Annotated in this window: 30 protein-coding genes; 15 read left to right on the top strand and 15 right to left on the bottom strand. The window is 66.4% G+C overall.

Annotated features, from left to right (window positions below; translation table 11 throughout):
* The 4 genes from FIV02_RS13315 to FIV02_RS13330 are packed head-to-tail and all read left to right on the top strand — an operon-like array spanning position 1 to position 3,606.
* Positions 1-792: an SDR family oxidoreductase gene (locus tag FIV02_RS13315; RefSeq protein WP_134676771.1), complete on the top strand. Its 792-nt coding sequence runs from the start codon at positions 1-3 to the stop codon at positions 790-792.
* A 12-nt stretch (positions 793-804) separates the two neighbouring features.
* Positions 805-1,455: a tetratricopeptide repeat protein gene (locus FIV02_RS13320; RefSeq protein ID WP_051800530.1), complete on the top strand. Its 651-nt coding sequence runs from the start codon at positions 805-807 to the stop codon at positions 1,453-1,455.
* A 19-nt stretch (positions 1,456-1,474) separates the two neighbouring features.
* The gene (locus FIV02_RS13325) at positions 1,475-2,131 is read left to right on the top strand and encodes a response regulator transcription factor (RefSeq protein ID WP_037048103.1); all 657 of its coding nucleotides are present in this window, start codon (positions 1,475-1,477) and stop codon (positions 2,129-2,131) included.
* Positions 2,128-3,606: a HAMP domain-containing sensor histidine kinase gene (locus tag FIV02_RS13330; protein WP_152488879.1), complete on the top strand. Its 1,479-nt coding sequence runs from the start codon at positions 2,128-2,130 to the stop codon at positions 3,604-3,606. Before FIV02_RS13325 ends, FIV02_RS13330 begins: the two co-directional genes overlap by 4 nt.
* A 244-nt stretch (positions 3,607-3,850) precedes the next feature.
* Here the strand turns inward: FIV02_RS13330 and FIV02_RS13335 are convergent, their stop codons facing one another.
* From FIV02_RS13335 to FIV02_RS13375, 9 genes are all read right to left on the bottom strand, one after another.
* On the bottom strand, positions 3,851-4,153 hold the full coding sequence (locus tag FIV02_RS13335; protein WP_037048108.1) for a ribbon-helix-helix domain-containing protein: 303 nt from the start codon (positions 4,151-4,153) through the stop codon (positions 3,851-3,853).
* A gap of 90 nt (positions 4,154-4,243) precedes the next feature.
* A complete protein-coding gene (locus tag FIV02_RS13340; RefSeq protein ID WP_172979219.1) occupies positions 4,244-4,828 on the bottom strand; it encodes a DJ-1/PfpI family protein in 585 nt (194 codons plus the stop codon).
* A gap of 86 nt (positions 4,829-4,914) precedes the next feature.
* Positions 4,915-5,523, bottom strand: coding sequence for a DUF2846 domain-containing protein (locus tag FIV02_RS13345; protein WP_047591144.1), 609 nt, complete (start codon positions 5,521-5,523; stop codon positions 4,915-4,917).
* Positions 5,524-5,682: 159 nt separating this feature from the next.
* On the bottom strand, positions 5,683-6,594 hold the full coding sequence (locus FIV02_RS13350) for an SDR family oxidoreductase (RefSeq protein WP_037048115.1): 912 nt from the start codon (positions 6,592-6,594) through the stop codon (positions 5,683-5,685).
* Between the two features lie 101 nt (positions 6,595-6,695).
* Complete coding sequence (locus FIV02_RS13355; RefSeq protein WP_134676775.1) at positions 6,696-7,226, bottom strand: DUF1569 domain-containing protein; 531 nt, start codon at positions 7,224-7,226, stop codon at positions 6,696-6,698.
* Positions 7,205-8,116, bottom strand: coding sequence for an alpha/beta fold hydrolase (locus FIV02_RS13360; RefSeq protein WP_152488880.1), 912 nt, complete (start codon positions 8,114-8,116; stop codon positions 7,205-7,207). Before FIV02_RS13360 ends, FIV02_RS13355 begins: the two co-directional genes overlap by 22 nt.
* A complete protein-coding gene (locus tag FIV02_RS13365) occupies positions 8,113-8,889 on the bottom strand; it encodes a class II aldolase/adducin family protein (protein ID WP_371923158.1) in 777 nt (258 codons plus the stop codon). The genes FIV02_RS13360 and FIV02_RS13365 overlap by 4 nt, the downstream gene beginning before the upstream one ends.
* A gap of 160 nt (positions 8,890-9,049) precedes the next feature.
* On the bottom strand, positions 9,050-9,517 hold the full coding sequence (locus FIV02_RS13370) for a cupin domain-containing protein (RefSeq protein WP_152488881.1): 468 nt from the start codon (positions 9,515-9,517) through the stop codon (positions 9,050-9,052).
* Between the two features lies 1 nt (position 9,518).
* The gene (locus FIV02_RS13375; protein ID WP_152488882.1) at positions 9,519-9,968 is read right to left on the bottom strand and encodes a flavodoxin; all 450 of its coding nucleotides are present in this window, start codon (positions 9,966-9,968) and stop codon (positions 9,519-9,521) included.
* Between the two features lie 102 nt (positions 9,969-10,070).
* On the opposite strand from FIV02_RS13375, the gene FIV02_RS13380 reads away from it, so the two are divergent.
* Both FIV02_RS13380 and FIV02_RS13385 read left to right on the top strand, forming a co-directional pair.
* A complete protein-coding gene (locus FIV02_RS13380) occupies positions 10,071-10,517 on the top strand; it encodes a PAS sensor domain-containing protein (protein ID WP_037048127.1) in 447 nt (148 codons plus the stop codon).
* 66 nt (positions 10,518-10,583) lie between these two features.
* Entirely contained in the window at positions 10,584-11,192 is a 609-nt protein-coding gene (locus tag FIV02_RS13385) for a PilZ domain-containing protein (RefSeq protein WP_152488883.1), read from the top strand.
* Positions 11,193-11,212: 20 nt separating this feature from the next.
* On the opposite strand, the gene FIV02_RS13390 is transcribed toward FIV02_RS13385, so the two are convergent.
* Positions 11,213-12,166: a MerR family transcriptional regulator gene (locus FIV02_RS13390; RefSeq protein WP_172979153.1), complete on the bottom strand. Its 954-nt coding sequence runs from the start codon at positions 12,164-12,166 to the stop codon at positions 11,213-11,215.
* Positions 12,167-12,467: 301 nt separating this feature from the next.
* Here FIV02_RS13390 and FIV02_RS13395 point away from each other — a divergent pair, with 301 nt between their 5' ends.
* The 7 genes from FIV02_RS13395 to FIV02_RS13425 all read left to right on the top strand — a co-directional run bounded on the left by FIV02_RS13395 (position 12,468) and on the right by FIV02_RS13425 (position 16,470).
* Positions 12,468-13,034 carry an antibiotic biosynthesis monooxygenase gene (locus tag FIV02_RS13395; RefSeq protein ID WP_037048141.1) on the top strand — a complete coding sequence of 189 codons (567 nt, stop codon included), beginning with the start codon at positions 12,468-12,470 and terminating at the stop codon, positions 13,032-13,034.
* Positions 13,035-13,355: 321 nt separating this feature from the next.
* Positions 13,356-14,066 (top strand): dihydromonapterin reductase, encoded by a 711-nt coding sequence (folM, locus tag FIV02_RS13400; protein ID WP_152488885.1) that lies wholly within the window; start codon positions 13,356-13,358, stop codon positions 14,064-14,066.
* A 25-nt stretch (positions 14,067-14,091) separates the two neighbouring features.
* Positions 14,092-14,652: a GTP cyclohydrolase I FolE gene (folE, locus tag FIV02_RS13405; protein WP_218571690.1), complete on the top strand. Its 561-nt coding sequence runs from the start codon at positions 14,092-14,094 to the stop codon at positions 14,650-14,652.
* Entirely contained in the window at positions 14,652-15,023 is a 372-nt protein-coding gene (folX, locus tag FIV02_RS13410) for a dihydroneopterin triphosphate 2'-epimerase (RefSeq protein ID WP_037048148.1), read from the top strand. Before folE ends, folX begins: the two co-directional genes overlap by 1 nt.
* A 65-nt stretch (positions 15,024-15,088) precedes the next feature.
* Complete coding sequence (locus tag FIV02_RS13415) at positions 15,089-15,379, top strand: DUF1244 domain-containing protein (RefSeq protein ID WP_047591161.1); 291 nt, start codon at positions 15,089-15,091, stop codon at positions 15,377-15,379.
* Positions 15,379-15,720, top strand: a complete 342-nt coding sequence (locus FIV02_RS13420; RefSeq protein WP_047591163.1) for a HopJ type III effector protein — start codon at positions 15,379-15,381, stop codon at positions 15,718-15,720. The genes FIV02_RS13415 and FIV02_RS13420 overlap by 1 nt, the downstream gene beginning before the upstream one ends.
* Positions 15,721-15,882: 162 nt before the next feature.
* Positions 15,883-16,470: a putative glycolipid-binding domain-containing protein gene (locus FIV02_RS13425; RefSeq protein ID WP_037048154.1), complete on the top strand. Its 588-nt coding sequence runs from the start codon at positions 15,883-15,885 to the stop codon at positions 16,468-16,470.
* 35 nt (positions 16,471-16,505) lie between these two features.
* Here FIV02_RS13425 and FIV02_RS13430 read toward each other — a convergent pair whose 3' ends face one another.
* The 5 genes from FIV02_RS13430 to FIV02_RS13450 form a co-directional block, all read right to left on the bottom strand.
* Positions 16,506-16,835, bottom strand: a complete 330-nt coding sequence (locus FIV02_RS13430; RefSeq protein ID WP_047591165.1) for an AzlD domain-containing protein — start codon at positions 16,833-16,835, stop codon at positions 16,506-16,508.
* Positions 16,835-17,545, bottom strand: coding sequence for an AzlC family ABC transporter permease (locus FIV02_RS13435; RefSeq protein ID WP_037048161.1), 711 nt, complete (start codon positions 17,543-17,545; stop codon positions 16,835-16,837). The genes FIV02_RS13430 and FIV02_RS13435 overlap by 1 nt, the downstream gene beginning before the upstream one ends.
* A 64-nt stretch (positions 17,546-17,609) precedes the next feature.
* On the bottom strand, positions 17,610-18,422 hold the full coding sequence (locus FIV02_RS13440; RefSeq protein ID WP_152488887.1) for a PAS domain-containing protein: 813 nt from the start codon (positions 18,420-18,422) through the stop codon (positions 17,610-17,612).
* Complete coding sequence (locus FIV02_RS13445; protein WP_037048164.1) at positions 18,422-19,081, bottom strand: response regulator; 660 nt, start codon at positions 19,079-19,081, stop codon at positions 18,422-18,424. The genes FIV02_RS13440 and FIV02_RS13445 overlap by 1 nt, the downstream gene beginning before the upstream one ends.
* A complete protein-coding gene (locus FIV02_RS13450; RefSeq protein ID WP_152488888.1) occupies positions 19,078-20,187 on the bottom strand; it encodes a sensor histidine kinase in 1,110 nt (369 codons plus the stop codon). The genes FIV02_RS13445 and FIV02_RS13450 overlap by 4 nt, the downstream gene beginning before the upstream one ends.
* 298 nt (positions 20,188-20,485) lie before the next feature.
* On the opposite strand from FIV02_RS13450, the gene FIV02_RS13455 reads away from it, so the two are divergent.
* Positions 20,486-21,856: an NAD(P)-binding domain-containing protein gene (locus tag FIV02_RS13455; protein ID WP_152488889.1), complete on the top strand. Its 1,371-nt coding sequence runs from the start codon at positions 20,486-20,488 to the stop codon at positions 21,854-21,856.
* 54 nt (positions 21,857-21,910) lie between these two features.
* Positions 21,911-24,256 carry a DUF1989 domain-containing protein gene (locus FIV02_RS13460; protein WP_152488890.1) on the top strand — a complete coding sequence of 782 codons (2,346 nt, stop codon included), beginning with the start codon at positions 21,911-21,913 and terminating at the stop codon, positions 24,254-24,256.
* Positions 24,257-24,641: the final 385 nt, after the last annotated feature.

A 24,641-nucleotide genomic window follows, 5' to 3' on the forward strand; every position in this document is an offset into this window, starting at 1 on the left:
ATGCAACCAACGGACTGCCGCGCCCTGCTCACCGGCGCCAGTGGTGGCATCGGCCAGGCCCTGGCCGAGCGCCTGGCCAGCGAGGGGGCCCACCTGCTGCTGGCCGGCCGCCGCCTGGAGCCGCTGGAGCCGCTGCTCAAGCGCTTTCCGCAACAGATCCAGCTGGTCCAGGCCGACATCGGCACACGGGCCGGGCGGGATGCGCTGGTCGCCGCGGCGCAGAACTTCGGCGGGCTCAACTGCCTGATCAACGCGGCCGGGGTCAACCGCTTCGGCCTGCTCGACCAGCAGGACGAGCAGCAGATCGCCGAGCTGATCGGTCTCAATGTCACCGCCACACTGCAGCTGACCCAGCGCCTGCTGCCACTGCTGCGGGCACAGCGCCGGGCCCTGCTGATCAACGTCGGCTCCACCTTCGGCACCATCGGCTACCCGGGCTTCGCCGCCTACTGCGCCAGCAAGTTCGCCCTGCGCGGTTTCTCCGAAGCACTGCGCCGCGAACTGGCCGACACCAACGTCGGCGTCCTCTACTTCGCGCCACGCGCCACCCGCACGCCGATGAACGCGCCCAGCGTGGTGGCGATGAACGACGAGCTGGGGGTGGCCATGGACGACCCCGAGCAGGTCGCCGGCGAGCTGCTCCAGGCCATTCGCCACGAGCAGGAAGAACGCTACCTGGGTTGGCCCGAGCGCCTGTTCGTGCGCCTCAACGGCCTGCTGCCGCGGGTGGTCGACCAGGCCCTGCGCAAGCAGTTGCCGATCATTCAACGCTTCGCCCGTCACAAGCACTGAGGAGATTGCCCCGTGAACGCATTTCGCACCCTGATTATCGCCGCGCTCGGCTGTGCCGCCCTGCCCGCCTTCGCCCTGAGCGAGGGCGGCCAGACCCAGCTGCACCAGTTGCAGACGCGCTGGGCCGAGATCAACTACCAGTTGCCGGAGAAGCAGCGCGAAGAAGCCTTCGGCAAGCTGGTCACGCAGGCCGACGCGGCCCTGGCCGGCGAACCCAAGGCGCCGGAGCTGCTGATCTGGCGCGGCATCATCCTCAGCACCCAGGCTGGCGCCAAGGGTGGCCTCGGCGCGCTGAGCCTGGTCAAGCAGGCCAAGTCCAGCCTGGAGCAGGCCCTGGCGATCGACCCCCAGGCACTGGCCGGCTCGGCCTACACCAGCCTTGGCAGCCTGTACTACCAGGTGCCCGGCTGGCCGATCGGTTTCGGTGACGACGACGAGGCCGAGAAGCTGCTCAAGCAGGCCCTGGCGATCAACCCCGATGGCATCGACCCGAACTACTTCTACGCTGACTACCTGCAGCGCAAGAAGCGCTACGCAGAAGCCCGTGGCGCGCTGCAGAAAGCCCTGGCCGCCAAGGACCGTCCAGGCCGCGAACTGGCTGACAAGGGACGCCGCGCGGAAGCCCAGGCGCTTTTGCAGCAGGTCGAGGGTAAACTCAAGTAATTCATCTGCAGGAGCTGCCATGCGCATTCTTCTCGTCGAAGACGACCCGGCCCTGGGCGAAGGCATTCGTACCGCGCTGAAACCCGAGGGCTACACCGTGGACTGGCTGCAGGACGGCGCCAGCGCCCTGCATGCCCTGAGCCACGAAAGCTTCGAACTGGTCATCCTCGACCTCGGCCTGCCGCGCATGGACGGCCTGCAGGTGCTCAAGCACCTGCGGGCCGCCGCCAACCCGGTGCCGGTGCTGATCCTCACCGCCCGCGATGCCACCGGCGACCGCATCGCCGGGCTCGATGCCGGCGCCGACGATTACCTGGTCAAACCCTTCGACGTGGCCGAACTCAAGGCGCGCCTGCGGGCCTTGTTGCGGCGCAGTTTCCAGCGCCCGCAACCGGCACTGGAATACCGCGGCGTGCGCCTCGACCCGGCCAGCCAGATGGTCGAGTACCAGGGCCAGACCGTGAACCTGCCACGCAAGGAATTCCTCCTGCTCCACGAATTGCTGATCCAGCCCGGCCGCGTGCTGACCCGCGACAAGCTGCAGCAGGCGCTGTATGGCTGGGACGAGGAAGTGGAAAGCAACGCCCTGGAAGTGCACGTGCACCACCTGCGCAAGAAATTCTTCCCGGAGCTGATCCGCACCGTGCGTGGCGTCGGTTATCTGGTGGACAAATGAGGGTGCTGAAGACCTTCGGCTCCATCCGCACCCGCCTGCTGGTTCTGTTGCTGCTGATGCTCGCCGCCAGCTTCGGCCTGATCAGCCACAAGATCTACAACGACTCCGTGCATGAGGTGCGCGAACTGTTCGACGCCCAGCTGTCGCAGACCGCGCGCCTGCTGATGGGGCTGGTACGCCATGACCTCGACGAGAGCGGGCGCCGCGAGATGCAGACGGTGCTCGACGAGGCGCTGCTGCTGCACAGCGCGCGCAACCCGGAGAACCTGCTCGGTCACGAATACGAAGGCAAGCTGGCCTTCCAGATGCTCGACGACGATGGCGAGCTGCTGTTCCAGTCCGCCAGCGCCCCGCCGGGGTTGCTCAACGACATGATCGAGCAGCTCGGCCTGGCCCTGCCCGATGGCGAACAGCCGATGCGCGAGCGCCTGGCGCAACTGGCCCGCTACCTGATCGGCTACCACACGCTGAACATCGGCGAGCATCGCTGGCGGGTATTCGTCCTGCATGACAGCCGCGACTACCACTGGGTACTGGCCGGCGAACGCGAGGATGTGCGCGGCGAGCTGATCGGCAAGATCGCCCAGCGCAGCCTGCAGCCGTTGCTGATCGGCCTGCCACTGGTCGGGCTGTTGCTGTGGCTGGCGGTCGGCTGGGGCCTCAGTCCCCTGCAGCGCATGGCCGACGCCATTCGTGGCCGGGCACCGGACAACCTGTCGCCGCTGGTCTTCCCGCCGCTGCCCAACGAGCTGGAACCGATGGCCGCCGCGCTCAACCGCCTGCTGCTGCAGGTCAACCAGTTGCTGGAGCAGGAAAAGCGCTTCATCGCCGATGCCGCGCACGAACTGCGCACGCCGTTGGCGGTGCTGCGCATCCACGCGCAGAACGCCCTGGAAGCGCCGGATGCCACTGACCGCGACGAAGCCCTGCGCCAGCTGGCCGGCGGTGTCGACCGCGCCACCCGCGTGGTGGCCCAGTTGCTGACCCTGGCGCGCCTCGACCCCAACAGCGTACGCCTGAGCATGGGCAAGACGGACCTGCTGGCGTTTCTGCGCAGCGAACTGGCCGAACTCACCCCGCTGGCCCTGAACCGCCAGCAGGACCTGGTCCTGGAAGCCGACGATCAGGGCGACTACGACCTCGTCGCCGACGCGCCAAGCCTGGGTATTCTGCTGCAGAACCTGGTGAGCAACGCAGTGCAGTACACACCCGCAGGTGGCTGCATCCAGGTCCAGTTGCTGGCCAGCGCGCAGGCGCTGGTGCTGCAGGTGCAGGACAGCGGCCCCGGGGTACCGGCGGAACTGCGCGAGCGCCTGTTCGAACGCTTCTTTCGTCTCGGCGACGGCCAGGGTGCGGGGCTGGGGCTGTCCATCGTACGCCGGGTGGTGGAGTTGCATCAGGGCAGCATCAGCCTGGAAGACTCGGCGCTCGGTGGCTTGCAGGTCAGCGTACGCCTGCCTCGACGCCTGGTCTGAGGCGCCGGTTGCCCGCTGAAGTGGCGGGCAATCGCTCAGGCATAGCCATTGATAATTGCCAGCATAGAAACAATCCAGTTTCTCAATGAGACTGCCACACCGATCATGGCCGCCTGTTCGCCTCATCACCCAGGAGCCCCAGACATGAGCCTGATCAAACGTTTCCTGCAGTCGTCCCGTCCCACCCGGCAAACCGCCGACACACCCACGGAAGCGCATCCGAACTTCTGGATGTATCGCTGATTCAGCTGCCCGCGCCCACCACCCGCAACGGCACCTGCCGCCCGGCCTTCTGCGCCAGGTAGCGGGTGCAGCTGACGCGCAGGAACGAGGCGAAGTTGACCACCTCGCCACGCAGGTCCATGACCTCTTCGTAGAGTTTGGTGATCAGCTGGTTGGTGGTCATGCCATCGACTTCGGCGATTTCGCGCAGGATGTCCCAGAACTGGTTCTCCAGACGCAAGGTGGTGACCACGCCACGAATGCGCAGCGAGCGTGAGCGCGACTCGTAGAGAATCGGATCGGCCTTCACATAGAGTTCGCACATCGGCGCTGTCTCCTCTCGGGCGTTGCGGCCCGGATGCGTTCGGGGAATGGCGCCATGATGCACCCCGAATCCGCTCCGGGCCACGTTGCGCTACAGACGGATTTCCGTCCCCAGCACCTTGAGAAACGCCGCCAGCCAGGCCGGATGCGCAGGCCAGGCCGGCGCCGTGACCAGCTTGCCCTGCACGTGCGCCTGGTCTACCGGAATGTCCACGTAGGTGCCGCCAGACAGCCCCACCTCCGGCGCACAGGCCGGGTAGGCGCTGCACTCGCGTCCTTCCAGCACACCGGCGGCCGCCAGCAGTTGCGGGCCGTGGCAAACCGCAGCGATGGGCTTGTCCGCGCTGGCGAACGCCTTGACCAGGGCGACGACGTCCGCATTCAGCCGCAGGTATTCGGGCGCACGGCCACCGGGCACCAGCAGCGCGTCGTAATCCTCGGCGCGGACCTTGTCGAAGTCATGGTTCAGGGCAAAGTTGTGCCCGGGCTTCTCGCTGTAGGTCTGGTCGCCTTCGAAGTCGTGGATGGCGGTTCGCACCGTCTGCCCCGCGACCTTGCCCGGGCACACCGCATGCACCGTGTGACCGACCATCTGCAGGGCCTGGAACGGCACCATGGTTTCGTAGTCCTCGGCGTAGTCGCCGACCAGCATGAGAATTTTCTTGGCAGCCATGATCGTCTCCTGAAGGTAGGTTGAACGAGGCCATTATTCGCCCCTAAAGCTTCCGACAGGTAACAACCGGGTACTACTCCCCGACGCGATCAGATACCGACCTTGTCCAGCGCTTCGCCGATCGAGCGCCAGAAACCACGTTGCGGTCGCTCCGGCTCCTGGTGGCTGGCAGCAATGCGGGCCATCGGTTGCACCAGGCGGGTCGCCCCGAGTTCGTGCTGCGCCAACTCGGCCGAGACCAGTTGCAAGGGGCCATCGCCGCCACTCTGCAGCGCCCCGCCCTGCGGCGGTGGGCCGTCCTCGTCGTAACGCAGGTAGTAGGTGCCGCCGACGGCAGCATCCAGGGTGAAGCTGGAGATCAGGGTGAAATCCAGCGGGCCGTCGGCCAGCAAGGTCCAGAAGCTGCCTGCCAGTGGCCGGCGCATTTCCAGCTTGTAGTTGGCCGCCTCGAATTCGAATGCCAGGTAGCCGTTGCTCGGCAGGCTGCCGATCAGCTGGTTGTCGAGAAACAGCCCCGGCGCCTCCAGTTCCTGGTCGGCCCAGTCGTTGCGCGGGCGATAGAGGTAGACCAGGGCGCGATTCTCGTCGCTGAGCACATGCGGCTCGAAGACTTCACCCTCGGTGGCGCCGAAGAAGGCCCCAGGCGTGGAACAGGCGGCAAGCAGGACGATGGGCAGCGACGACAGCAGACGACGCATCGGTCATTCCTTCTGATGATGATGCGTCGAGCTTAGCCGCAGTGCCTGCCGACGGCACCCGACGAAAGTGCGGCCCGGTACCTCGCCGATGCGCCAGCGGCCGCAAGCACGACGAAAAAGGCCGACATCGAAGTCGGCCCTGGTCCCTGCGGGTGTCGCTCAGAGTGCGTACTGTTGCAGGTTCGCCATCATTTCCTTGAGCGCCTCGACGTTGTCCGCCGGATGCGCGGCGCCGTCGAAATCGCAGATGCGCTGCCACTGCGCGGCGACGTCGTCGGGGCTGAAACCGGCGCGCGGATCGAAACCGACACCCAGGCTGCGCTCCCAGCGCACCTTGCCGATCCAGCCGCCACCGACCTCGTAGAGGCCGCCGGTGTCCTGGCAGGCGGCGCTACCGAGGTACACCACCAGCGGGCTGACCAGCTCGGGCTTGAGCTGCTCGAACACCTGCGGCGGGATCAGCCCTTCGGTCATGCGCGTGGCGCCGGTGGGCGCGATGGCGTTGATCAGGATGTTGTTCTTGCGCCCTTCGATGGCCAGCGTGCGGGTCAGGCCATAGAGGCCGAGCTTGGCCATGCCGTAGTTGCTCTGGCCGAAGTTGCCGTAAATGCCCGAGGTGGACGAGGTGAAGATCACCCGCCCGAAATTCTGCTCGCGCAGGTGCGGCCAGGCGGCACGGGTGGTCTTGTAGGCGCCTTCGACGTGGACCTTGTAGACCAGGTCCCAGTCGGCGTCTTCCATCTTGTGGAAGCTCTTGTCGCGCAGGATGCCGGCATTGTTGACCAGCACATCGATGCGGCCGAAGGTATCCAGCGCGGTCTGCACGATCTTGTCCCCATCGGTGACCGAATCATGGTTGGCCACCGCCGTACCGCCGAAGGCGCGAATCTCTTCCACCACCTTGTCCGCGGCCGACGCGTTGGCCCCTTCGCCATGGGTGCTGCCGCCCAGATCATTGACCACCACCCTGGCCCCGTGACGGGCGAACAACAGGGCATGGGCGCGGCCCAGGCCACCACCGGCACCGGTGACTATGACCACTTGATCTTCGAAACGGATGGCATCGCTCATCGAAAGCTCCCTCGGCAGAATGTGAATGCCCCGAGTGTCAGGCAGCCCCGCACGCTTCACAAGGCGCGCGCGGCGCCTGAATGACGGCCGATAATGCGACCTTATGCGAGGCGCAGCAGACTCAGGTGGTCGTACAGGTGCATCACGTGCGCGGCGGCATATTCGCCGTGGCTCAGCGCACCGTAGGCGAAATGCGGCTGCAACTCGCCCTGGTATGAGGCGAAACGCACGAAGGCGCTGCGCAGCCGCTGCAGCGCGGCTTCCTGGCTGTCCGGCTCGAGCAGCGCAGCCGCGCCGGGAATCGGCTCGTCGAGCGGATGCCGCATGCCGCCGCGTGCGCTGAACACGGCGAACGCCGCAGGCCCCAGGCTGTGGCGAAACCAGGCCGGCTTGAGCCGGGGGTAGCCGTCGATGGAGTAGTCGATGCTCTGCGCGCAGTGGTTGAACACCTCGCTCGGGCTCCAGCCGCGCAGGCTCTGCAACGCCCTGCCCTGCAGATCGGCCAGCACCTGCTGCGCGGCAGCGAGGCTCAGCGCAGCCGGGCGCGGGCCACCGGGCAAGGCCCAGAACCCGGCGCCAAGCGCGGCCACGCCAGCAACGGCGGTACCTTTCAGCAGTGTTCGGCGCTGCATGCCACGGCCTCCGGCAGATCACGGAACTGCAGATAATGCGCGAGCACCTGGTCAGGCGCCTCGAGCTGCGGGTAATGGCCGATGCCCTCCAGCAGCACGGTATCGGCCGCGGTGATCAGCTCGCGGTAGCGCGCCACCATGTGCGCACCGGAGATGGGGTCGACGGCGCCATCGATGACGCGCATCGGCACCTGCGTCGCCTGCATCGCCGCGACCCAGCGCTCGCGTTGCTGACGCCGCTCGGGCATGTAGCGGATCAGACGGTGCATCACCGCCGGGCCGTTGTCGTGTTCGATCAGTTGCCACAGCGCATCCAGCTCGGCCTCACTGGCCTGGGTATGCGGACCGAAGATGCGCGCAAAGCTCTGCGCCAGCTTGCGCCGTGAGAACAGCCGCCCGATCAGCGGCCCCAGGGGGCCCAGCAGCAGTTTCTGCACGCGCACCGGATGGTGAGTCTCGGGGAACAGGCCGCCATTGAGGAACACGCAACTGGCCAGTTGCAGGCGCCCCTCCTGATGGCGGGCGATCAGCTCCTGCGCCACGCTGTCGCCATAGTCGTGCGCCAGCACGTGCACGGGGCGTTGCTCGCCGACCTGCGCCAGCAGCGCCTGCTGCAGGTCGGCCTGCTCCAGCAGGCTGTAGGCATGGCCACGCGGCTTGGCCGAATAGCCGAAACCGAGCATGTCGCAGGCGATCAGCCGGTAGCGCCCGGCCAGCGGTGCCCACAGGCGATGCCAGTCCCAGCTCGCGGTGGGGAAGCCATGGATCAGCAGCAGGGGCTCGGCATCCGCCGCGCCTGCCTGCCAGTAGCGTATCGGCTGGCCGGCGAAGGTCATGGTCCGGCCCTGCGCCTGCCAGTGCTGCAGGTCGATGCCTGGCAGTTCGCTCACTGGTCGTAGCCCGGCATCTGCTGATCCAGCTTGCGCAGCAGCGCCGGCCAGGGCAGTGCACCGCCCATGCCCTGCTGCGTCTTCATCACCCCGGCGATCATCGCCCTGGCGCCATCGAGAATCTGCTGCGGGATGTGGATCAGCTCGGTGCCCGCGCCCTGCGCCATGACCTGGATCTCGCAGGCGCGTTGCAGGGTGAACATACCGAGGAAGGCATCGGCGATGCTGCCGAACGCGGTGAGCAGGCCATGGTTGGGCAGGATCATGAAGTTCTTGTCGCCCAGGTCGGCCTGCAGGCGCGCCTTCTCGTCATGGTTCAGCGCCACGCCCTCGTACCCGTGGTAGGCCAGGCTGGCGAGGACGAACAGCGACTGCTGGGACAGCGGCAACAGGCCCTGCTTCTGCGCCGACACGGCGATGCCCGCCGGCGTATGGATATGCAGCACGCAGCCGACATCGTGGCGCACCTCGTGCACCGCGCTGTGGATGGTGTAGCCGGCCGGATTGATGTCGAACGGGCTGTCCATCAGCTTGCTGCCGGCCAGGTCGACCTTGACCAGGCTCGACGCGGTGATTTCGTGGAACATCAGCCCGTAGGGGTTGATGAGGAAGTCCTCGGTGCCCGGCACCTTGGCCGAGATATGGGTGAAGATCAGGTCATCCCAACCGTACAGCGCGATCAGGCGATAGCACGCCGCGAGGTCGACGCGGGTGCGCCATTCGGCCTCGGAGACCTGATTCTTCACGGCAGGGAGTTTCAGCGGAGCATTCACGGCGGTCACCTCGATATTCTTGTTGGTCGGTGGTGTCCGCAGTCTAGTCCTGCGCCTGTCAGGCGGTAGTCTCCCTGGCAGCCATCTTGATGGCTTTGCGGGTCACGAGGCTGGCGCGCCGAGGGGCGATAAGCGGGTATTCGCCGTGGTGATCGGCGTGTCAGAGCAACTCGGGATACTCGCCCACCAGCTGCGGCCACTGCGCCTGAGCGTGCTGATCATCGGCCAGCAAGCGGAAGCCGGCGAACTGAAACTCCGGCGCCACGCTGCAGCCGACCAGGGTGTAGGCCCCTGTCGAACGGGCGGCCTGCCAGGCATGGGCAGGCACGGCGCGCTGCGGCAACTGCTCGCCCTCGACGGGACCGAGCAGCTCGCAACGCGGGCTGCCAGGCGCATCGGCGATCAGCAGTTGCAACGGATCGCCCTCGTGGAAATGCCACAGCTCATCGGCATCGACCTGGTGCCAGCGACTCACCACTCCCCCCGGCAGCAGGAACAGAATGGCGCTGGAGGCCGCCCGCCCCTGCGCATCGCGCTGCGAGGCAACGAACAGCCGCCGATAGAAACCGCCCTCCGGATGCGCGTCGAGACCGAGGCGCTCGATCAACTGCCGCGCACGCGGGTGCATGTCAGCTCTTCAGCGCAGTAGCCAGCGCCTGCAGCCAGGGCTCGGCGTCGCTTTCCGGGGTGACCGTCTCGCTGGAGTCCAGGCGCAGCATCTCGACCGCCTCACGCAGGCCCAGCTCGGCATACAGCTCGCGCATCAGCTCGCCGCCGCCACAGAAGGTGTCATAGCTGGAGTCGCCCAGCGCCAGCACTGCGGCGGGTCGCCCCGCCATGGCCGGCAGGCGGTCACGCAGCTCGCTGTACAGCGGCAGCAGGTTGTCCGGCAGCTCGCCCATGCCGGTGGTGGAGGTGACGGTGAGCAAGGCATCGGGGGCGAACGCCAGCAGTTCATCGAGGCTCATGTTCGCTTTGTGCCAGGCATCCAGCCCGGCGGCCTTGAGCTGACGCTCGGCGTGGCGGGCGACTTCCTCGGCCGTGCCGTAGACCGATCCCGAGACGATGGCGACTTTCATGACAACTCCAGAAACAGGAAAAACGCCGCGCATTATGCCGCAAGTAGACAGCATGACCCGATGTTTTAGAATGCTCTGCATATCCTTTGCGGAATCGAACCGATGATCAATGCCAAGCTACTGCAACTGGTAGTCGACGCCTCCAACGACGGAATCGTGGTGGCCGAGCAGGAAGGTGAAGACAACATCCTCATCTATGCCAACGCGGCGTTCGAGCGTCTGACCGGCTACGCCAGCGACGACATCCTCTACCAGGACTGTCGTTTCCTGCAGGGCAGCGACCGCGCACAAGCAGGCCTGCAGGCGATTCGCGATGCGGTCAAGGCGCAACGGCCCTGCCGCCAGATCATCCGCAACTACCGCAAGGACGGCAGCGCCTTCTGGAACGAGCTGTCGATCACCCCGGTGCTCAACGAAGGCGACCAGCTGACCTACTACATCGGCATCCAGAAGGACGTCACCGAGCAGGTGCAGGCCCAGCAGCGCGTCAAGGAGCTGGAAAGCGAAGTGGCCGAGCTGAAGGCCGAGCTGGCACGCCTGAAAAGCTGACGAACGGACAAAACTATCCGCCGGTAACGCAGTCCGAAGGGTTTACCCCCCTTGTAGTCTCATTCCATGCAACGCGACCCGCTGCTGACCCAGGCCGAGCTGGATTTCATCCAGGAACTCATCTCCCAGCCCCTGCGCGCGCCCCGCTCGGCGGCTGTCGCGCAGCTGGCCATCGGCGAGCAGCTGAGCGCACTGCTGAGCCACGTGAGCGACGCCCGGCAGTTGAGCCTGAACACCCACAGCGACCACGAGCACCTGAGCTTTCCGCTGTACCTGGTCCAGGACAGCGAGACGCAGTCACGCCTGGAGCTTGGCGCCCCGCTGATCTTCGAGCAGGGTTTGCACGAACGCCCCTGGCGCCTGCAACTGCCCGGCCCGCTGCCCCTGCTCGACGGCAACGAGCAGCCCAGTGGACTGACGGCGCTGGAGCTGTCGAACAACGGCATGCTGGTGCAGTACGCCAAGGCCGGTACTCCGGCCAAGGACCAGTTGCTGCAACTGATGCTGCCGATGGAGCGCCGCGTGCAGCTGCGCGCCTGCCTGGTCCGGCGCGTCGACCGCCGGCATTACGCCTACAGCGTGGAAACCCTGCATGCCGAAGACGAGCAGACATTGCGTCAGTACCTCTTCGAGCAGCACAGCGAACACCGGCAACAGCCAGAAGCCATCGCCTGACGCAGCACCGGCCGGGCCGTTCAGGTATCGAGATGACCGGCCAGGAACTGCTGGAGGCGCCGCTGCATCAGCCGCGCCTCGCTCCCCAGGCAGGCGATTGGCGAGCCGGCCAGGCTCTCCTCGGCCAGATCGGCCCCTTCCCCGGCGAGCAACAATGGGCACTGCAGCCCCAGCGCGAGACGCGTCAGTTGTCGTGGCAACTCGTCGCCAGGCGGTTGCTGGCTGAAGATGACCAGTGCGTGCGGCTGCATGCGCTCGCAGACCAGCGCCAGGTCGGTCAGCGGCGTGCCCGGCCCCATCACCGTCACGTCGATGTCATGACTGCCGAGCAGCAGCGCCGCGACCAGCAGTTCGAGCTCCCGACAGTGATTCGGCAATGCCACCAGCAGCACGCGCTGCCGCGACTCGTCGCGCCCCAGCTGCAGGCGCTGCCAGCAACGTCCGCGCAGGAAGGCATCGAGCATCAGCCATTCGCTGCGCTGGCCCGGATCGTCCTGGCGCAGCAGCAGCTCCTGCCAGACCGGCATGAGGATGTCTTGGAACACCACCGGCAAGGGGTAGCAGGAGAAGATCTGCCCATACAGGCGCGCCACGCTGGCCTCGTCGAAATGCTGCAGGGCGCTGCGCAGCTGCTCCTGCCACTGGCTCCAGTCGTCACCGCTGACCTCGCCGTAGGCCGGCGCCGGTGCCGTGCGGCTGCTGGCGCTCTTGGCCAGGATGGAACCGACCTTGCTGACCGCAACACCACGCTCGATCCAGGCCAGGATGCTGCGCACCGCGTCGATGTCGGCCTGGGAGTAGAGGCGATGGCCACTGTCGGTACGCGTCGGCTGGATCAGCCCGTAGCGCCGCTCCCAGGCACGCAGGGTGACGGGGTTGACCCCGGTCAGACGCGACACCTCGCGGATCGGGAACAGCTCTTCCTGCTTCAAGGCATTGGACGCAAGTGAAGTGACACCAGCGAGTTCGGACATGGCTTCGGGCATCGCGGCAAGTGACAGGCCGGCATTGTAACCCAGCCTGTGCACACACCCTATACAACGCCGTTCGCTGCACAACAATGCAGCTCTACCGGCGCCATGCGCCCTGCATGGGTGCAGCTCGACAGTGCCTGCCTGCGCGCCTGGCGGCTGTGAGCCCGCGCCATATGAGGGGGCTGGCTTATTTGCACAAAACCGGAATAATCCTTGCTGCATTTTTCGTCGAGCACAGCACCCCGTGCCCGACAGCGCCTGATGCCCTACCCGGCCAAGGCAACATTCGAGGAGATACACAATGTCCCCTGTTACCCTCATGGTGGCGCGCCGCGTCGCCAACGGTCGTTATCACGACTTCATCGCCTGGCTGCGTGAAGGCGAGCACCTCGCCACCGACTTCCCCGGCTATCTCGGTTCCGGCGTACTGGCGCCACCGCCAGGTGACGACGAATTCCAGATCGTGTTCCGCTTCAGCGACGAGCAGACCATGGCCTCCTGGGAACACTCGGCCTCGCGCCAGGCCTGGCTGGCACGGGGCGCCGGCCTGTTCGCCCAGCCTCAGGAGAAACGCGCCGTCGGCCTCGATGCCTGGTTCGGCAGCAGCCTTCGCCAACCTCCGCGCTGGAAACAGAGCGTGGCCATCTGGCTGGCCTTCTTTCCCGTCTCGCTGGCCTTCAACCTGCTGTTCGGCCCCTGGCTGGCGGACCTGTCGCTGGTGACCCGCATACTGCTGTCGACACTGGCCCTGACGCCACTGATGACCTACCTGTTCATACCGCTTTCGACCCGGCTGCTCGAACCCTGGCTGCAAGGCAACTATCAGACGCGTCTGAGCAGGCGTGCCGCCAGCATCGGCAAACCCTGACCCTTGACCGTTTCGACGACCGGCCAGCCCTGTGCTGGCCGGTTGCGTTCTGCCCGCTGGCCGCCAAAAACCTATACACAAACCAATAAATGTACAAATAAAGCACAACAATCTGCCGAGCATAACTGAGCAAAAAAGCCTTTAAAGTCAGCAGAATGGGCAATCCAGCTGACCCAGACGCTAAACCCGCATGCTTCACATGGTTGTACAAGAGGCAGCTCTGGTATAGCGTTGTCCATGGCTTGGTGCGTGCCGCCTGCCACTGGTCAGGTACCCAAGGGCGGTACAGCCAGGCCTTCGCCCTTTCTGCGTGAGTCGCACATGAGCGCTGCCTCTTTACCCATTCTGATCACCGGTGCCGGCCAGCGGGTCGGCCTGTACTGCGCCGAGCGCCTGCTCGACGAGGGTCAACCGGTGATCATCAGCTATCGCCAGGAACGCGACAGCATCGCGCGCTTGCGTGAGCGTGGCGCCATTGCCCTGCAGGCGGACTTCAGTGACGAAGCCGGCATCATGCGTTTCATCGAACAGCTCAGGACCCAGTGCCGAGGCCTGCGAGCCATCGTGCACAACGCCTCGCAGTGGCTGGCGGAAACGCCAGGTTCGGAAGCCGAAGTCTTCCGCCAGCTGTTCACCGTGCACATGCTCGCGCCCTACCTGATCAACCTGCACTGCAGCGAATTGCTGCTGCAGTCCGAACAGGCGGACATCGTCCACGTCAGCGACGACGTGGTGCGCAAGGGCAGCGCCAATCGTTCGGCCTATTGCGCCAGCAAGGCCGGCCTGGAGAGTCTGACCCTGTCGTTCGCCGCGCGCCTGGCCCCCCGTATCAAGGTCAATGGCATCGCCCCGGCACTGCTGATGTTCAACGCAGGTGACGACGAGGCCTATCGCGCCAAGGCCCTGGAGAAATCGGCGCTGGGTATCGAGCCCGGTCCACAGGCCTTCTATCAGAGCCTGCGCTACCTGCTCGACAACCCCTACCTGACCGGAACCACCCTTACCCTCAATGGTGGTCGCCACCTCAAGTGAGGCGCCCACTCATCAGGACACTGCCATGAGCGAACCCCTTTCCCAGCACTACCGCGAAATTCTCAAGGGCCTCGGTGAAAACCCCGAGCGCGAAGGCCTGCTCGACACGCCCAAACGCGCGGCCAAGGCCATGCAGTACCTCTGCCATGGCTATCAGCAGTCGCTGGAAGAGATCGTCAACGGCGCGCTGTTCGAGTCCGACAACGACGAGATGGTGATCGTCAAGGACATCGAGCTGTACTCGCTGTGCGAGCACCACCTGCTGCCCTTCATCGGCAAGGCGCACGTGGCGTACATCCCCACCGGCAAGGTGCTGGGCCTGTCCAAGGTGGCGCGCATCGTCGACATGTACGCGCGGCGTCTGCAGATCCAGGAAAACCTGACCAAGCAGATCGCCGATGCCATTGCCCGCGTGACCAACGCCGCCGGCGTCGCCGTGGTGATCGAAGCCAAGCACATGTGCATGATGATGCGTGGCGTGGAGAAGCAGAACTCGGTGATGAGCAGCTCGGTAATGCTTGGTGCTTTCCGCGAGTCCTGCAACACTCGTCACGAATTCCTGCAATTGATCGGACGGAACAACTAATGCCGCGACTGGAACCCGGAATGGCGCGCATCCGCGTCAAGGACCTGCGCCTGCGCACCTACATCGGCATCAAGGAAGAGGAAATCAACAACAAGCAGGACGTGTTGATCAACCTGACCATCCTCTATCCGGCCGTCGATGCCGTGGAAGTCAACGACATCGACCATGCCCTCAACTACCGCACCATCACCAAGGCGATCATCGCCCATGTCGAAGGCAACCGCTTCGCCCTGCTGGAACGCCTGACGCAGGAGATTCTCGACCTGGTCATGGCCCACCAGGCCGTGCGCTACGCCGAGGTGGAAGTGGACAAACCCCATGCCCTGCGCTTCGCCGAATCGGTGTCCATCACCCTCGCCGGCCATCGCTGACGGCGGCTTGCTGCCTCCCGGCGAGGCTCTTATCATCGCCGCCATCTAATCCCGGAGAGCCCGCCATGACCGAACAACAACGTCTGGAACTGGAAGCCGCAACCTTTCGCGCCCTGCTGCAGCACCTGCGCACGCGCTCTGACGTGCAGAACATCGACCTGATGAACCTGGCCGGTTTCTGCCGCAACTGCCTGTCGAAGTGGTACAAGGCCGCGGCCGACGACCAGGGCCTCGAGGTCAGCGTCGATCAGGCTCGCGAGATGGTGTACGGCATGCCCTACGCCGACTGGAAAGCCAAATACCAGACAGAAGCATCGGCCGAACAGAAGGCCGCATTCGAACAAGGAAAACACTGATGACCGCTCTCAGCGCCCTGCGCAGCCGCCTGCTGCAGGACGACTTCGCCTTCAGCGAAACCCTGGCCTTCGTCGCCGAGCACTACGACTACCAGCCCAGCGCCTTCCGTAATGGCGCCGTGGAAAACGCCGCCGGACAGAACGAAGGCTCGTGCAAGACCCTGGGCCTGGCACTGCTGGAAGGCTTCAGCCAGGAAGAAGCGCTGCGCGCCTTCGGCGAGCACTACCGCAGCGTGCTGGCCACGCCGCAGGGCAGCGACCACGGCAACATTCGCGCACTGCAGGCCCACGGCCTGGAAGGCGTCACCTTCGAGCAGCAACCGCTCACCCGAAAAGCCTGAAGCTGCAGCGCAAAAAATTGCGCAATTGTCAGCAAATGCTGACAGACATCACATTGCCATCGCTTTATCCTGCGCGCCATAACAACTCATGGAACACGAGGGAACGTGTTCTGCGCGCAGTCGCCCTTCCCTCCTGTTTCGCGCTCGGCATGGAGTCGACCGATGCAGCAGACCCTGGTATGGAAACCCTGGCACACCCCCGGCGTGGAAACCCTGCGCCTGAGTCAGGATGCCCACGGCATCCACGCGACCAGCCACCTCATGCAAGTGATCAAGGGCAACAGCATCGTTGCCAACTACCTGATCGACTGTGACGCACGCTGGCGCTTCCGCCGCCTCTGGCTCAAGGTCGACAACCACGGCCAGCGCCGCATCTGCCTGCAGCGCGATCTGCGTGGCCGCTGGCTGCTCGACGGCGAGCATCGCCCGGACCTGCAGGAGTGCCAGCACGTCATGTTGTCGGCCTCGCCCTTCACCCACACGCCGCCGCTGCAACGCAGTGCCCTGGAAACCGGGCAGAGCGACGAGATGCGCGTCGCCTACGTCGACCTGCTGAGCCTCAAGGTGGAGGCGCGCCAGCAACGCTACCAGTGCCTGCAGCGCCGCCCTGGCGAGAGCCTGTACCGCAGCCAGGCCGAAGGCCGTGAACATCAGGAGCTGAGCGTCGACGACCAGGCCCTGCTGCTCAAGGCCAGCGAACACTACCTGCGCCTGAGCCAACGCGAACTGAAGGTCAGCGCGCTGGTGTAGAGGGCCGCGAGGCGCGACGCTGGCACCGCCCGTCGTCAGATGGGCAGCTGCCCGAAGGCCCAGCGCAACAGGAAGAACACCAGCAAGCCGCCGCCGATGGTCGCCAGCAGATGCCGGGTACAGGCGGCAATGGCGATGGCCGCCAGGCCGGCCAGCAGGTAGGCGTTGTTCCAGCTCAGCGCCCAGTGCTGCCCGTCCGGCAACAGCATGCCCGGCACCACGATGGCGCTCAGCACGGCGGTCGGCACGTAATGCAGCCCTTGCCGGACCAGGGGCGGGAATCGCAGGTCGGGGAAAGCGAACAGGCTGTAGCGGGTGACGAAGGTAATCGCCAGCATGCCGAGGATCAGCAACCAGATATCCATCAGACCAGCTCCTCCTGCAGCAGCGGCCGACGCCGCTCCAGCCATACCCCGACGACGATGCCGCTGGCTGCGGCGGCCATCAGTCCGAGCTTGTAGGGCAGCGCATGGCAGGCCAGCGCGACGCCTGCCGCGACCAGGGCGGCGGCGACCTGTGGCTGGTTGCGCAGCATCGGCACGACGATGCCGATGAAGGTCGCCAGCATGGCGAAGTCCAGGCCCCAGGCACCGATGTTCGGCACGGCCTGGCCGAACAGCACGCCGACCAGCGTGCACAGTTGCCAGTTGCAGTACATGGCCAGCGCCGCGCCGAGGAAATACCAGTGGCGATGGGCGCCCTGGTCACCCCGCGCATAACGCTGCACCACCACCGCGTAGGCTTCGTCGGTGAGCCAGAAGGCCAGCGGCATGCGCCAGCGCTTGGGCAGGTGGCGCACGTGGGGCTGCATGCTGGCGCTGTACAGGGCATGGCGCAGGTTGACCACGAACGTGGTCAGCAGCACCACGGCGATGCCGGCACCGCCCGCCAGCAGGCTGATGGCGATGAACTGCGCCGAGCCGGCGAAGACCAGCAGGGACATTCCCTGCGTCTGCCAGGGATCGAGCCCGGCGGAACCGGCCAGGCTGCCGAAGATGATGCCGAAGGGAATGGCGCCGAGCAGCATGGGCAGCATATCGCGGGCACCCTGGGTGAACTCGTGTTGACGGGACATGGAACCTCCTTGGGCAGACGAGCTTAGCCAGGCGGTCCGGGTCGGGTCTTGAACGTTCTTGCTGTCAGTAGAAACCGGCGACGATCTCCTGCACGCAGGCCGGGTCGAGGTCGCGCTGCATCACCACCCCCTCGAGCCCGAGCAGATCGCCGAGGTCCGAATAGATGCCACGGCCACGTTCGCTGACCGCCTTCTCGCTGCCATCGGCGCACAGCAGGCGATAGTCGAAGGCGAATGGTCGTGCGGCGCGCACGCCCTCCTGGACACGACGCCAGACCCGCTCGCGATCCTGCGGATGAATCAGGCTGTTGAACGTCAGGCTCTGGCTGTCGACCAGCGCCTGCGGTGCATGGCCGGTCAGCTCCAGGCAGCCGGCGCTGACGTACTCCATGCTCCAGTGGCGGTTGTTGCGGCAGCGGTAGACCATCAGCGGCAGGCCATCGAGCAGGTTGTTGAGGCTGCGATGGCGCGCCTGCAACTGCTGGTGCACGGGGACCTGGGCGCTGATGTCGGCCAGGCTGGCGACAAAGCCCCCCGGCCGCCGGGCCAGGCGCACCTCGACCCAGTGCAGCTCGCCAGCCGGGCCGAGGTAACGCAGGCTGCCGACCCAGGGTGCCGCACCTGTCTCCAGGCCCTGCATCGCCTGCTGCCACAGGTTGCGATCCTCGATGTGCAGAAACTGGCGGTGGTCGAGGCCCAGGCAGTCGCCCACGCGCCGCCCGCTGAGCAGCTCCCAGCCACGATTGCCGCGCAGCATCGTCCCGGCCGCGTCCAGCTGTATCAGCGCCACCGGCAGTTCATCGAAACCCAGCGCGCCGGCCTCGGCCCTGGCCACGCGGCCACCCAGGCGGCCCAGATAATGGATCAGCCGCTTCATCACTGCCCTCCCGCGCCATCGATCAGTTGGCTGCGATGCGCCCAGGCCGCCAGTTCCAGGCGCGAACGCAGGTTGAGCTTGCTCAGCAGATGCTTCACGTAGACCTTCACCGTGCCCTCGCTGATACCCAGTTGCCGGGCAATCAGCTTGTTGCTGAAGCCTTCGCTGATCAGCGCCAGCGTCTGTCGCTCACGCTCGGTCAGCTCGACACGCGCGGGCTCGTGCGACACGTCATCGCGCATGCCGCCAGCCAGCAGCGCCGACAGCGCCGGATCGAGCCGCGCCTGCCCACTGGCACAGGCCCGCACCGCATCCAGCAGTTCCTCCGGCTCGCGGTCCTTGAGCAGATAGCCATCGGCACCTGCCCGCAGCGCGGCCAGCAGATCGTCACGGGCGGCCGAAGCGGTCAGCACCATGACCCGGCTGGCCGGCAGGTCGAGCTTGAGCATGTGCAGGGTGTCCAGGCCATCCAGACCGGGCATGTGCAGGTCGAGCAGGATCATCTGCGGCTCCACGCGCCGCGCCAGCTCGATGCCTGCGGCGCCGCCGGAGACGCTGCCAACCACGCGGAATTCCCCGGACGACTCGAACAGCTCGGCCAGCCCGCGACGCAGCAGCGGATGATCGTCGATCAACAGCAGGCTGAAGGGCGCGCTCATGTCCGCCCCCAGTGCAGGCGCACGCAGGTGCCGCACCCCGGCGCCGACTCGATCGACAGCTGCGCGCCGATGGCCGCCGCCCGCTCACGCATGATCGTCACGCCGAAATGCCCGCCCTCGGGCGGCTGCACCGGCAAGCCGACACCGTCGTCATGCACCTCGACCACTGCGCCGCTGCCCTGTGGCCGCAGGCGAATCCACACCTGCCGCGCATGCGAATGGCGCACGACGTTGGCCAGCGCCTCGCGCACGATCTGCAGCACCTGCAATTGCGCCTCGCTCGGCAGCGCATGGTCCGGCAGGCGGTTGTCCAGGCTGAAGACGCAGCCGCTGCTGCGCGAGAATTCCTCCACCGAACTTTCCAGCGCCTGGCGCAGCGAGCGGCCATCCATGGTCAGCCGCGCGCTGCTGATCAGTTCGCGCACCTGCCGGTGCATGACCCGCAGGCCGTCGCGCAAGTCATCGAGCATGGCCTGCGCGGCATCGTGCTGGCGCTCGTCCAGCACGGTCTGCAGGCGGCTGGCGCGAATCTGCAGGTAACTGAGCTGCTGTGCCACCGAGTCGTGCAGCTCCCGCGCCAGCACGCCGCGCTCGGCGCTCAGCTCGCGTCGGCGCAGACGCCGCTCCTCGGCGAAAGCCTGCAACGCCTCGCCCAGGGGGCGGCTCATCTCACGCAGGAGCTCGCGCTGCCACAGCTGCGGGCGCTGCGGGAAATCCACCCGCAACAGCGCGCCCTGCCGGTCCTCCTGATAAAGGCCGGCCAGGGCACGGTAGCGGCCCTGGGCCAGACAGCCCGGGCAGAGGCGCACCCGGCCCGGCAAGGGCGGCTCGATGCAGTGCGCGGGACAGTCGCCCGCCACCCAGTCTTCCGCTGTCCCCAGGTGGCGCCAGCCGGGTGCACCGAGCTGCGGCATCGACAGCTGCACGGCCGCCGCCTGCAATGCCCGCTGCAGATGCGGCAGCAGCTCCAGCAACGGCGCATCGGCACCGGCCTGCTGCAACAGACGCAGGGGCAATGCGGCGAGTGCCTGGCGATAGGCCGGCGGTTCCGGCACGTCTCGCGGTCGACGCTCAACCAGGAAAGTACGCAGTAGCAACTGGAGCATGCGCTCTCCGCCATGGCCCGTGATGGTGGATGGGACCAGCAAATTCCATGCCCCGACGCCGCTTCGCAAAGCACTGACAAGAAAGATTATTTCCTTTAGAGAAATCACTGACGCCGCCGCAGCGCACCAGCGCGACGCCGGTACGCCCCGCTGCGGGGCAGCGCCTGACGTCCGCCTACCCCCAAGGAGGTATTCCTTCCGAGCGAATTGCAGGCCGGTGTCAGGGCCGTATCGTATTTCCCACAAGGAACTTTTATTTCCTGAAAATCATTAAAACCCTCAGCACGGGAGACCCACCATGACCACTCGCATCGCCATCATCGGCGCCGGCCCCTGCGGCCTGGCCCAGTTGCGTGCCTTCCAGTCCGCCGCGGCCAAAGGCGCGGACATCCCGGAGCTGGTCTGCTTTGAAAAGCAGAGCGACTGGGGTGGCATGTGGAACTACACCTGGCGCACCGGCCTCGACGAGCATGGCGAACCCGTGCACGGCAGCATGTACCGCTACCTGTGGTCGAACGGACCGAAGGAATGCCTGGAGTTCGCCGACTACACCTTCGACGAGCACTTCGGCCGCCCCATGGGCTCCTACCCACCGCGCGAAGTGCTGTGGGACTACATCAAGGGGCGCGTCGAGAAGGCCGGCGTGCGCCGCTACATCCAGTTCAACACTGCCGTGCGCGGGGTGAGCTTCGACGAGGCCAGCGGCCAGTTCGACGTCACCGTGCACAGCTATGACCAGGACCTCACCCGCACCGAGCGCTTCGACTACGTGGTGGTCGCCAGCGGCCATTTCTCCACGCCCAACGTGCCTTACTTCGAGGGTTTCGAGAGCTTCGCCGGGCGCGTGCTGCACGCCCATGACTTCCGCGACGCCCTGGAATTCAAGGGCAAGGACGTGCTCATCGTCGGCTCCAGCTATTCGGCCGAGGACATCGGCTCGCAGTGCTACAAGTACGGCGCACGCTCGATCACCAGTTGCTACCGCACCGCGCCGATGGGCTACCGGTGGCCGGAGAACTGGGAGGAGAAACCCCTGCTGACGCACGTCCAGGGCAGCAGCGCGTTCTTCGCCGACGGCACCAGCAAGCACATCGACGCCATCGTCCTGTGCACCGGCTACAAGCACCACTTCCCCTTCCTCGCGGAGGCGCTGCGGCTGAAGACCGACAACCGCCTGTGGCCCCTGAACCTGTACAAGGGCGTGCTGTGGGAAGACAACCCGAAACTGATCTACCTCGGTATGCAGGACCAGTGGTACAGCTTCAACATGTTCGATGCCCAGGCCTGGTACGCCCGCGACGTGATCCTCGGGCGCATCGCCCTGCCCGAGCAGGCGGCCATGCACGCCGAGGACCTGGCCTGGCGCGAGGAAGAACTGACCCTGAAGAACGCCCAGGAAATGTTCGAATTCCAGGGCAAGTACATCCAGACGCTGATCGATGCCACCGACTACCCGAGCTTCGACATCGCCGCGGTGAACCAGACCTTCCTCGAGTGGAAGCACGACAAGTACGACGACATCATGGGCTACCGCAACAAGTGCCACCGCTCACTGATGACCGGCACCCTGGCCACGCCGCACCACACCTCCTGGCTGGAAGCGCTGGACGACTCGCTCGCGGCCTACCTGGCGGACGCGCCCCAGGCGGCCATCAAGGCCGTCAGCTGACGCCGGCTCCTGCGAAAAACCGCCGCCTCATCCTCCATCCTTGCGGAGCCTCTCATGTTGCAACCTGTGATCAGCCGGCCGCACGAGCCGGCGCTGTTCGCCCGCACGCCGGGGCTGGAGCGTCATCGCGTCGCCCCCGGCGGCCTGACGGTGATCGCCCTGGAACCCGGCGACCGCCTGGAGGTGATCGACCGCGAAGGCGATCAGTGCGGCGAGTTGCTGGCCTTCGACGACAACGGCCGCGAAGCGCTCGCCGCTCTCGGTCTGCAGGGCAGCGCCGGCGCCGACTTCATCGGCCGCCTGCTCAGCGACGGCAGCCGTGAGTCGCTGCACGTCGCCAGCGGCCTGGACAAACGCCGGGTCGACTGCCGCCACCTGCCGCCCGCCGCGCGCCTGTGGCCAGCGGGCACGCCTGCCGGCTTCAGCCGCGCCTTCACCAGCAGCGCGGCAGTGCTGGTGGTGGTCGCGGCGCCTGGCGCGCCGGTGGCCGTGGACGCGCAGCAACGCGCCAGCGAACTGCGCCTGATCATCCAGCGCGCCAATCCGGCGAGCCTGTTGCTGCCGGCCCTGCCCGCTCCGCTCGGCGAGGTGATCGACGAGTTCACCCTCGCCCCCGGCACGGCGCGCGACTACGTCGTCGCCCCCGGCCAGTACATCCAGGTGCTCGACGTCGCTGGGCGGCAATGCTCGGACTTCGTCGCCTTCGACCGCCGCGGCCTGGACGCCGGGCGGGAGATCGACCTCGACCCCACGGTCACCCGCACCCTCAACGGCAACGCCTACCCGGGCCCCGGCCTGTTCAGCAAGTTCTTCGACCGTGACCTGCAGCCGATGCTGGAAGTGGTGCGCGACACCGTTGGCCGGCACGACACCTTCGCCCTGGCCTGCACCGCGCGCTACTACGAAACGCAGGGCTACTTCGGCCACGCCAACTGCAGCGACAACATCAGCCGTACCCTCGCCGCCCATGGCGTGCAGGGCCGGCGCGGCTGGCCGGCGATCAACTTCTTCTTCAACACCGGGGTCGACGCGCACCAGCAGCTGACCCTCGACGAGCCCTGGTCGCGCCCTGGCGACTACGTGCTGCTCAAGGCCATGCGCGAGCTGGTCTGCGCCAGCAGCGCGTGCCCGGACGACATCGACCCGGCCAACGGCTGGCAGCCGACCGACATTCACATTCGCGTGTATTCCGACAAGGAGCGCTTCAGTATCGCCATGGCCAACCGCATGACACCCGATGCCGACCCGGTGCTGACCCGGGAGAGCGGCTTTCACCCTGGCACCAGCGCCCTCACCCGCCAGTTCATCGACTACCGCGGCTGGTGGACGCCGACCCACTTCGACGGCTACGGCACCCTGGAGGAATACCAGGCCTGCCGCGAACGCGTGGCGGTGATGGATCTCTCCGCGCTGCGCAAGTTCGAGGTGCTCGGCCCCGACGCCGAAGCGCTGCTCAATCACTGCCTGACCCGCGACGTGCGCAAGCTGGCGGTCGGCCAGGTGGTGTACAGCGCCATGTGCTACGAGCACGGCGGCATGCTCGACGACGGCACGCTGCTGCGCCTCGGCGCGGATGCGTTCCGCTGGATCGGCGGCGAGGACTTCGGCGGCGAGTGGCTGCGCCAGCAGGCGGCGAAACTGGGCATGAAGGTATGGATCAAGTCCGCTTCCGAGCAGATCCACAACATCGCCGTGCAGGGCCCGCTGAGCCGCACCCTGCTCAGCCAGATGATCTGGACGCCCGCGACCCAGCCGACGCTGGAGGAGCTGGGCTGGTTCCGCTTCCTGATCGGCCGCCTGGACGGCTATGACGGCCCGCCCGTGATGGTGTCGCGCACCGGCTACACCGGCGAGCTGGGCTATGAAATCTGGTGCCACCCGGACCACGCCATGCAGGTCTGGCAGCGCCTCTGGCAGCTCGGCGAGCCGCTGGGCCTGGCGCCACTGGGGCTGCATGCGCTGGACATGCTGCGCATCGAGGCCGGACTGATCTTCGCCGGCTACGAATTCAGCGACCAGACCGACCCGTTCGAGGCCGGCATCGGTTTCTGCGTGCCCCTCAAGAGCAAGCAGGACGACTTCATCGGCCGCGCGGCTCTGCTGCGGCGCAAGGAGCACCCGCAACAGCGTCTGGTCGGCCTTGAGCTGGACGGCAACGAGCCGGCTGCGCATGGCGACTGCGTGCACGTTGGCCGCGCCCAGGTCGGGGTGGTGACCAGCGCCACGCGCTCGCCCAGCCTGGGCAAGAACATCGCCCTGTGCCGCCTGGCAGTCGACTACTGCGAACCGGGCACCCGTGTGGAAATCGGCAAGCTCGACGGCCAGCAGAAGCGCATCGGCGCCAGCGTCGCCCACGGCACGGTGGCCTTCGACCCGGACAAGAGCCGTGTGCGCGGCTGAGAGTCGGCCGTTCGCGGCAACATCGCGAACGACGACCTCGCGACTTGGACAGGGAATTGCTTGGCAACTCCCCAGCACCCTCGTCAACGTCCAAGGAGGATCGGCCGATGTGGTTCAGCAATACGACCCGAAACCTGGCCAGTGAACTCAACCAGTGGCTCGAGCACCTGCTCAGCCACCGCCAACCGGCAGGCGCCCGCCCGCACCTGCAGCAGCAACCGCAGTTGCTCGGCAGCCTGGAGCGCCTGCAACGCGACTGGGACGAGCTGCAGCGCATTCGCCAGCACAGCGAGCAGCAGCCTGCCGCACCCTGCAGCGCCGAGGACTATGCGGCGTTGCAGCGCCGCCTGCTTCAGGCCGAGCAGCAGAGTGCACGGCTGCAGGA

The organism is Pseudomonas sp. THAF187a (assembly GCF_009363395.1).
Taxonomy (GTDB): domain Bacteria; phylum Pseudomonadota; class Gammaproteobacteria; order Pseudomonadales; family Pseudomonadaceae; genus Aquipseudomonas; species Aquipseudomonas khazarica.

Coding starts and splice junctions, on each gene's coding strand:
- FIV02_RS13315 (WP_134676771.1), top strand. CDS start 1: ATGCAACCAACGGACTGCCGCGCCCTGCTCACCGGCGCCAGTGGTGGC.
- FIV02_RS13430 (WP_047591165.1), bottom strand. CDS start 16,835: ATGGATATCTGGTTGCTGATCCTCGGCATGCTGGCGATTACCTTCGTC.
- FIV02_RS13445 (WP_037048164.1), bottom strand. CDS start 19,081: ATGAGCGCGCCCTTCAGCCTGCTGTTGATCGACGATCATCCGCTGCTG.
- FIV02_RS13395 (WP_037048141.1), top strand. CDS start 12,468: ATGTCCCCTGTTACCCTCATGGTGGCGCGCCGCGTCGCCAACGGTCGT.
- folM (WP_152488885.1), top strand. CDS start 13,356: ATGAGCGCTGCCTCTTTACCCATTCTGATCACCGGTGCCGGCCAGCGG.
- FIV02_RS13385 (WP_152488883.1), top strand. CDS start 10,584: ATGCAACGCGACCCGCTGCTGACCCAGGCCGAGCTGGATTTCATCCAG.
- FIV02_RS13335 (WP_037048108.1), bottom strand. CDS start 4,153: ATGTGCGAACTCTATGTGAAGGCCGATCCGATTCTCTACGAGTCGCGC.
- FIV02_RS13325 (WP_037048103.1), top strand. CDS start 1,475: ATGCGCATTCTTCTCGTCGAAGACGACCCGGCCCTGGGCGAAGGCATT.
- FIV02_RS13420 (WP_047591163.1), top strand. CDS start 15,379: ATGACCGCTCTCAGCGCCCTGCGCAGCCGCCTGCTGCAGGACGACTTC.
- FIV02_RS13390 (WP_172979153.1), bottom strand. CDS start 12,166: ATGTCCGAACTCGCTGGTGTCACTTCACTTGCGTCCAATGCCTTGAAG.
- FIV02_RS13425 (WP_037048154.1), top strand. CDS start 15,883: ATGCAGCAGACCCTGGTATGGAAACCCTGGCACACCCCCGGCGTGGAA.
- FIV02_RS13330 (WP_152488879.1), top strand. CDS start 2,128: ATGAGGGTGCTGAAGACCTTCGGCTCCATCCGCACCCGCCTGCTGGTT.
- FIV02_RS13380 (WP_037048127.1), top strand. CDS start 10,071: ATGATCAATGCCAAGCTACTGCAACTGGTAGTCGACGCCTCCAACGAC.
- FIV02_RS13355 (WP_134676775.1), bottom strand. CDS start 7,226: ATGCAGCGCCGAACACTGCTGAAAGGTACCGCCGTTGCTGGCGTGGCC.
- folE (WP_218571690.1), top strand. CDS start 14,092: ATGAGCGAACCCCTTTCCCAGCACTACCGCGAAATTCTCAAGGGCCTC.
- FIV02_RS13415 (WP_047591161.1), top strand. CDS start 15,089: ATGACCGAACAACAACGTCTGGAACTGGAAGCCGCAACCTTTCGCGCC.
- FIV02_RS13375 (WP_152488882.1), bottom strand. CDS start 9,968: ATGAAAGTCGCCATCGTCTCGGGATCGGTCTACGGCACGGCCGAGGAA.
- FIV02_RS13450 (WP_152488888.1), bottom strand. CDS start 20,187: ATGCTCCAGTTGCTACTGCGTACTTTCCTGGTTGAGCGTCGACCGCGA.
- FIV02_RS13460 (WP_152488890.1), top strand. CDS start 21,911: ATGTTGCAACCTGTGATCAGCCGGCCGCACGAGCCGGCGCTGTTCGCC.
- FIV02_RS13345 (WP_047591144.1), bottom strand. CDS start 5,523: ATGCGTCGTCTGCTGTCGTCGCTGCCCATCGTCCTGCTTGCCGCCTGT.
- folX (WP_037048148.1), top strand. CDS start 14,652: ATGCCGCGACTGGAACCCGGAATGGCGCGCATCCGCGTCAAGGACCTG.
- FIV02_RS13435 (WP_037048161.1), bottom strand. CDS start 17,545: ATGTCCCGTCAACACGAGTTCACCCAGGGTGCCCGCGATATGCTGCCC.
- FIV02_RS13440 (WP_152488887.1), bottom strand. CDS start 18,422: ATGAAGCGGCTGATCCATTATCTGGGCCGCCTGGGTGGCCGCGTGGCC.
- FIV02_RS13350 (WP_037048115.1), bottom strand. CDS start 6,594: ATGAGCGATGCCATCCGTTTCGAAGATCAAGTGGTCATAGTCACCGGT.
- FIV02_RS13455 (WP_152488889.1), top strand. CDS start 20,486: ATGACCACTCGCATCGCCATCATCGGCGCCGGCCCCTGCGGCCTGGCC.
- FIV02_RS13370 (WP_152488881.1), bottom strand. CDS start 9,517: ATGCACCCGCGTGCGCGGCAGTTGATCGAGCGCCTCGGTCTCGACGCG.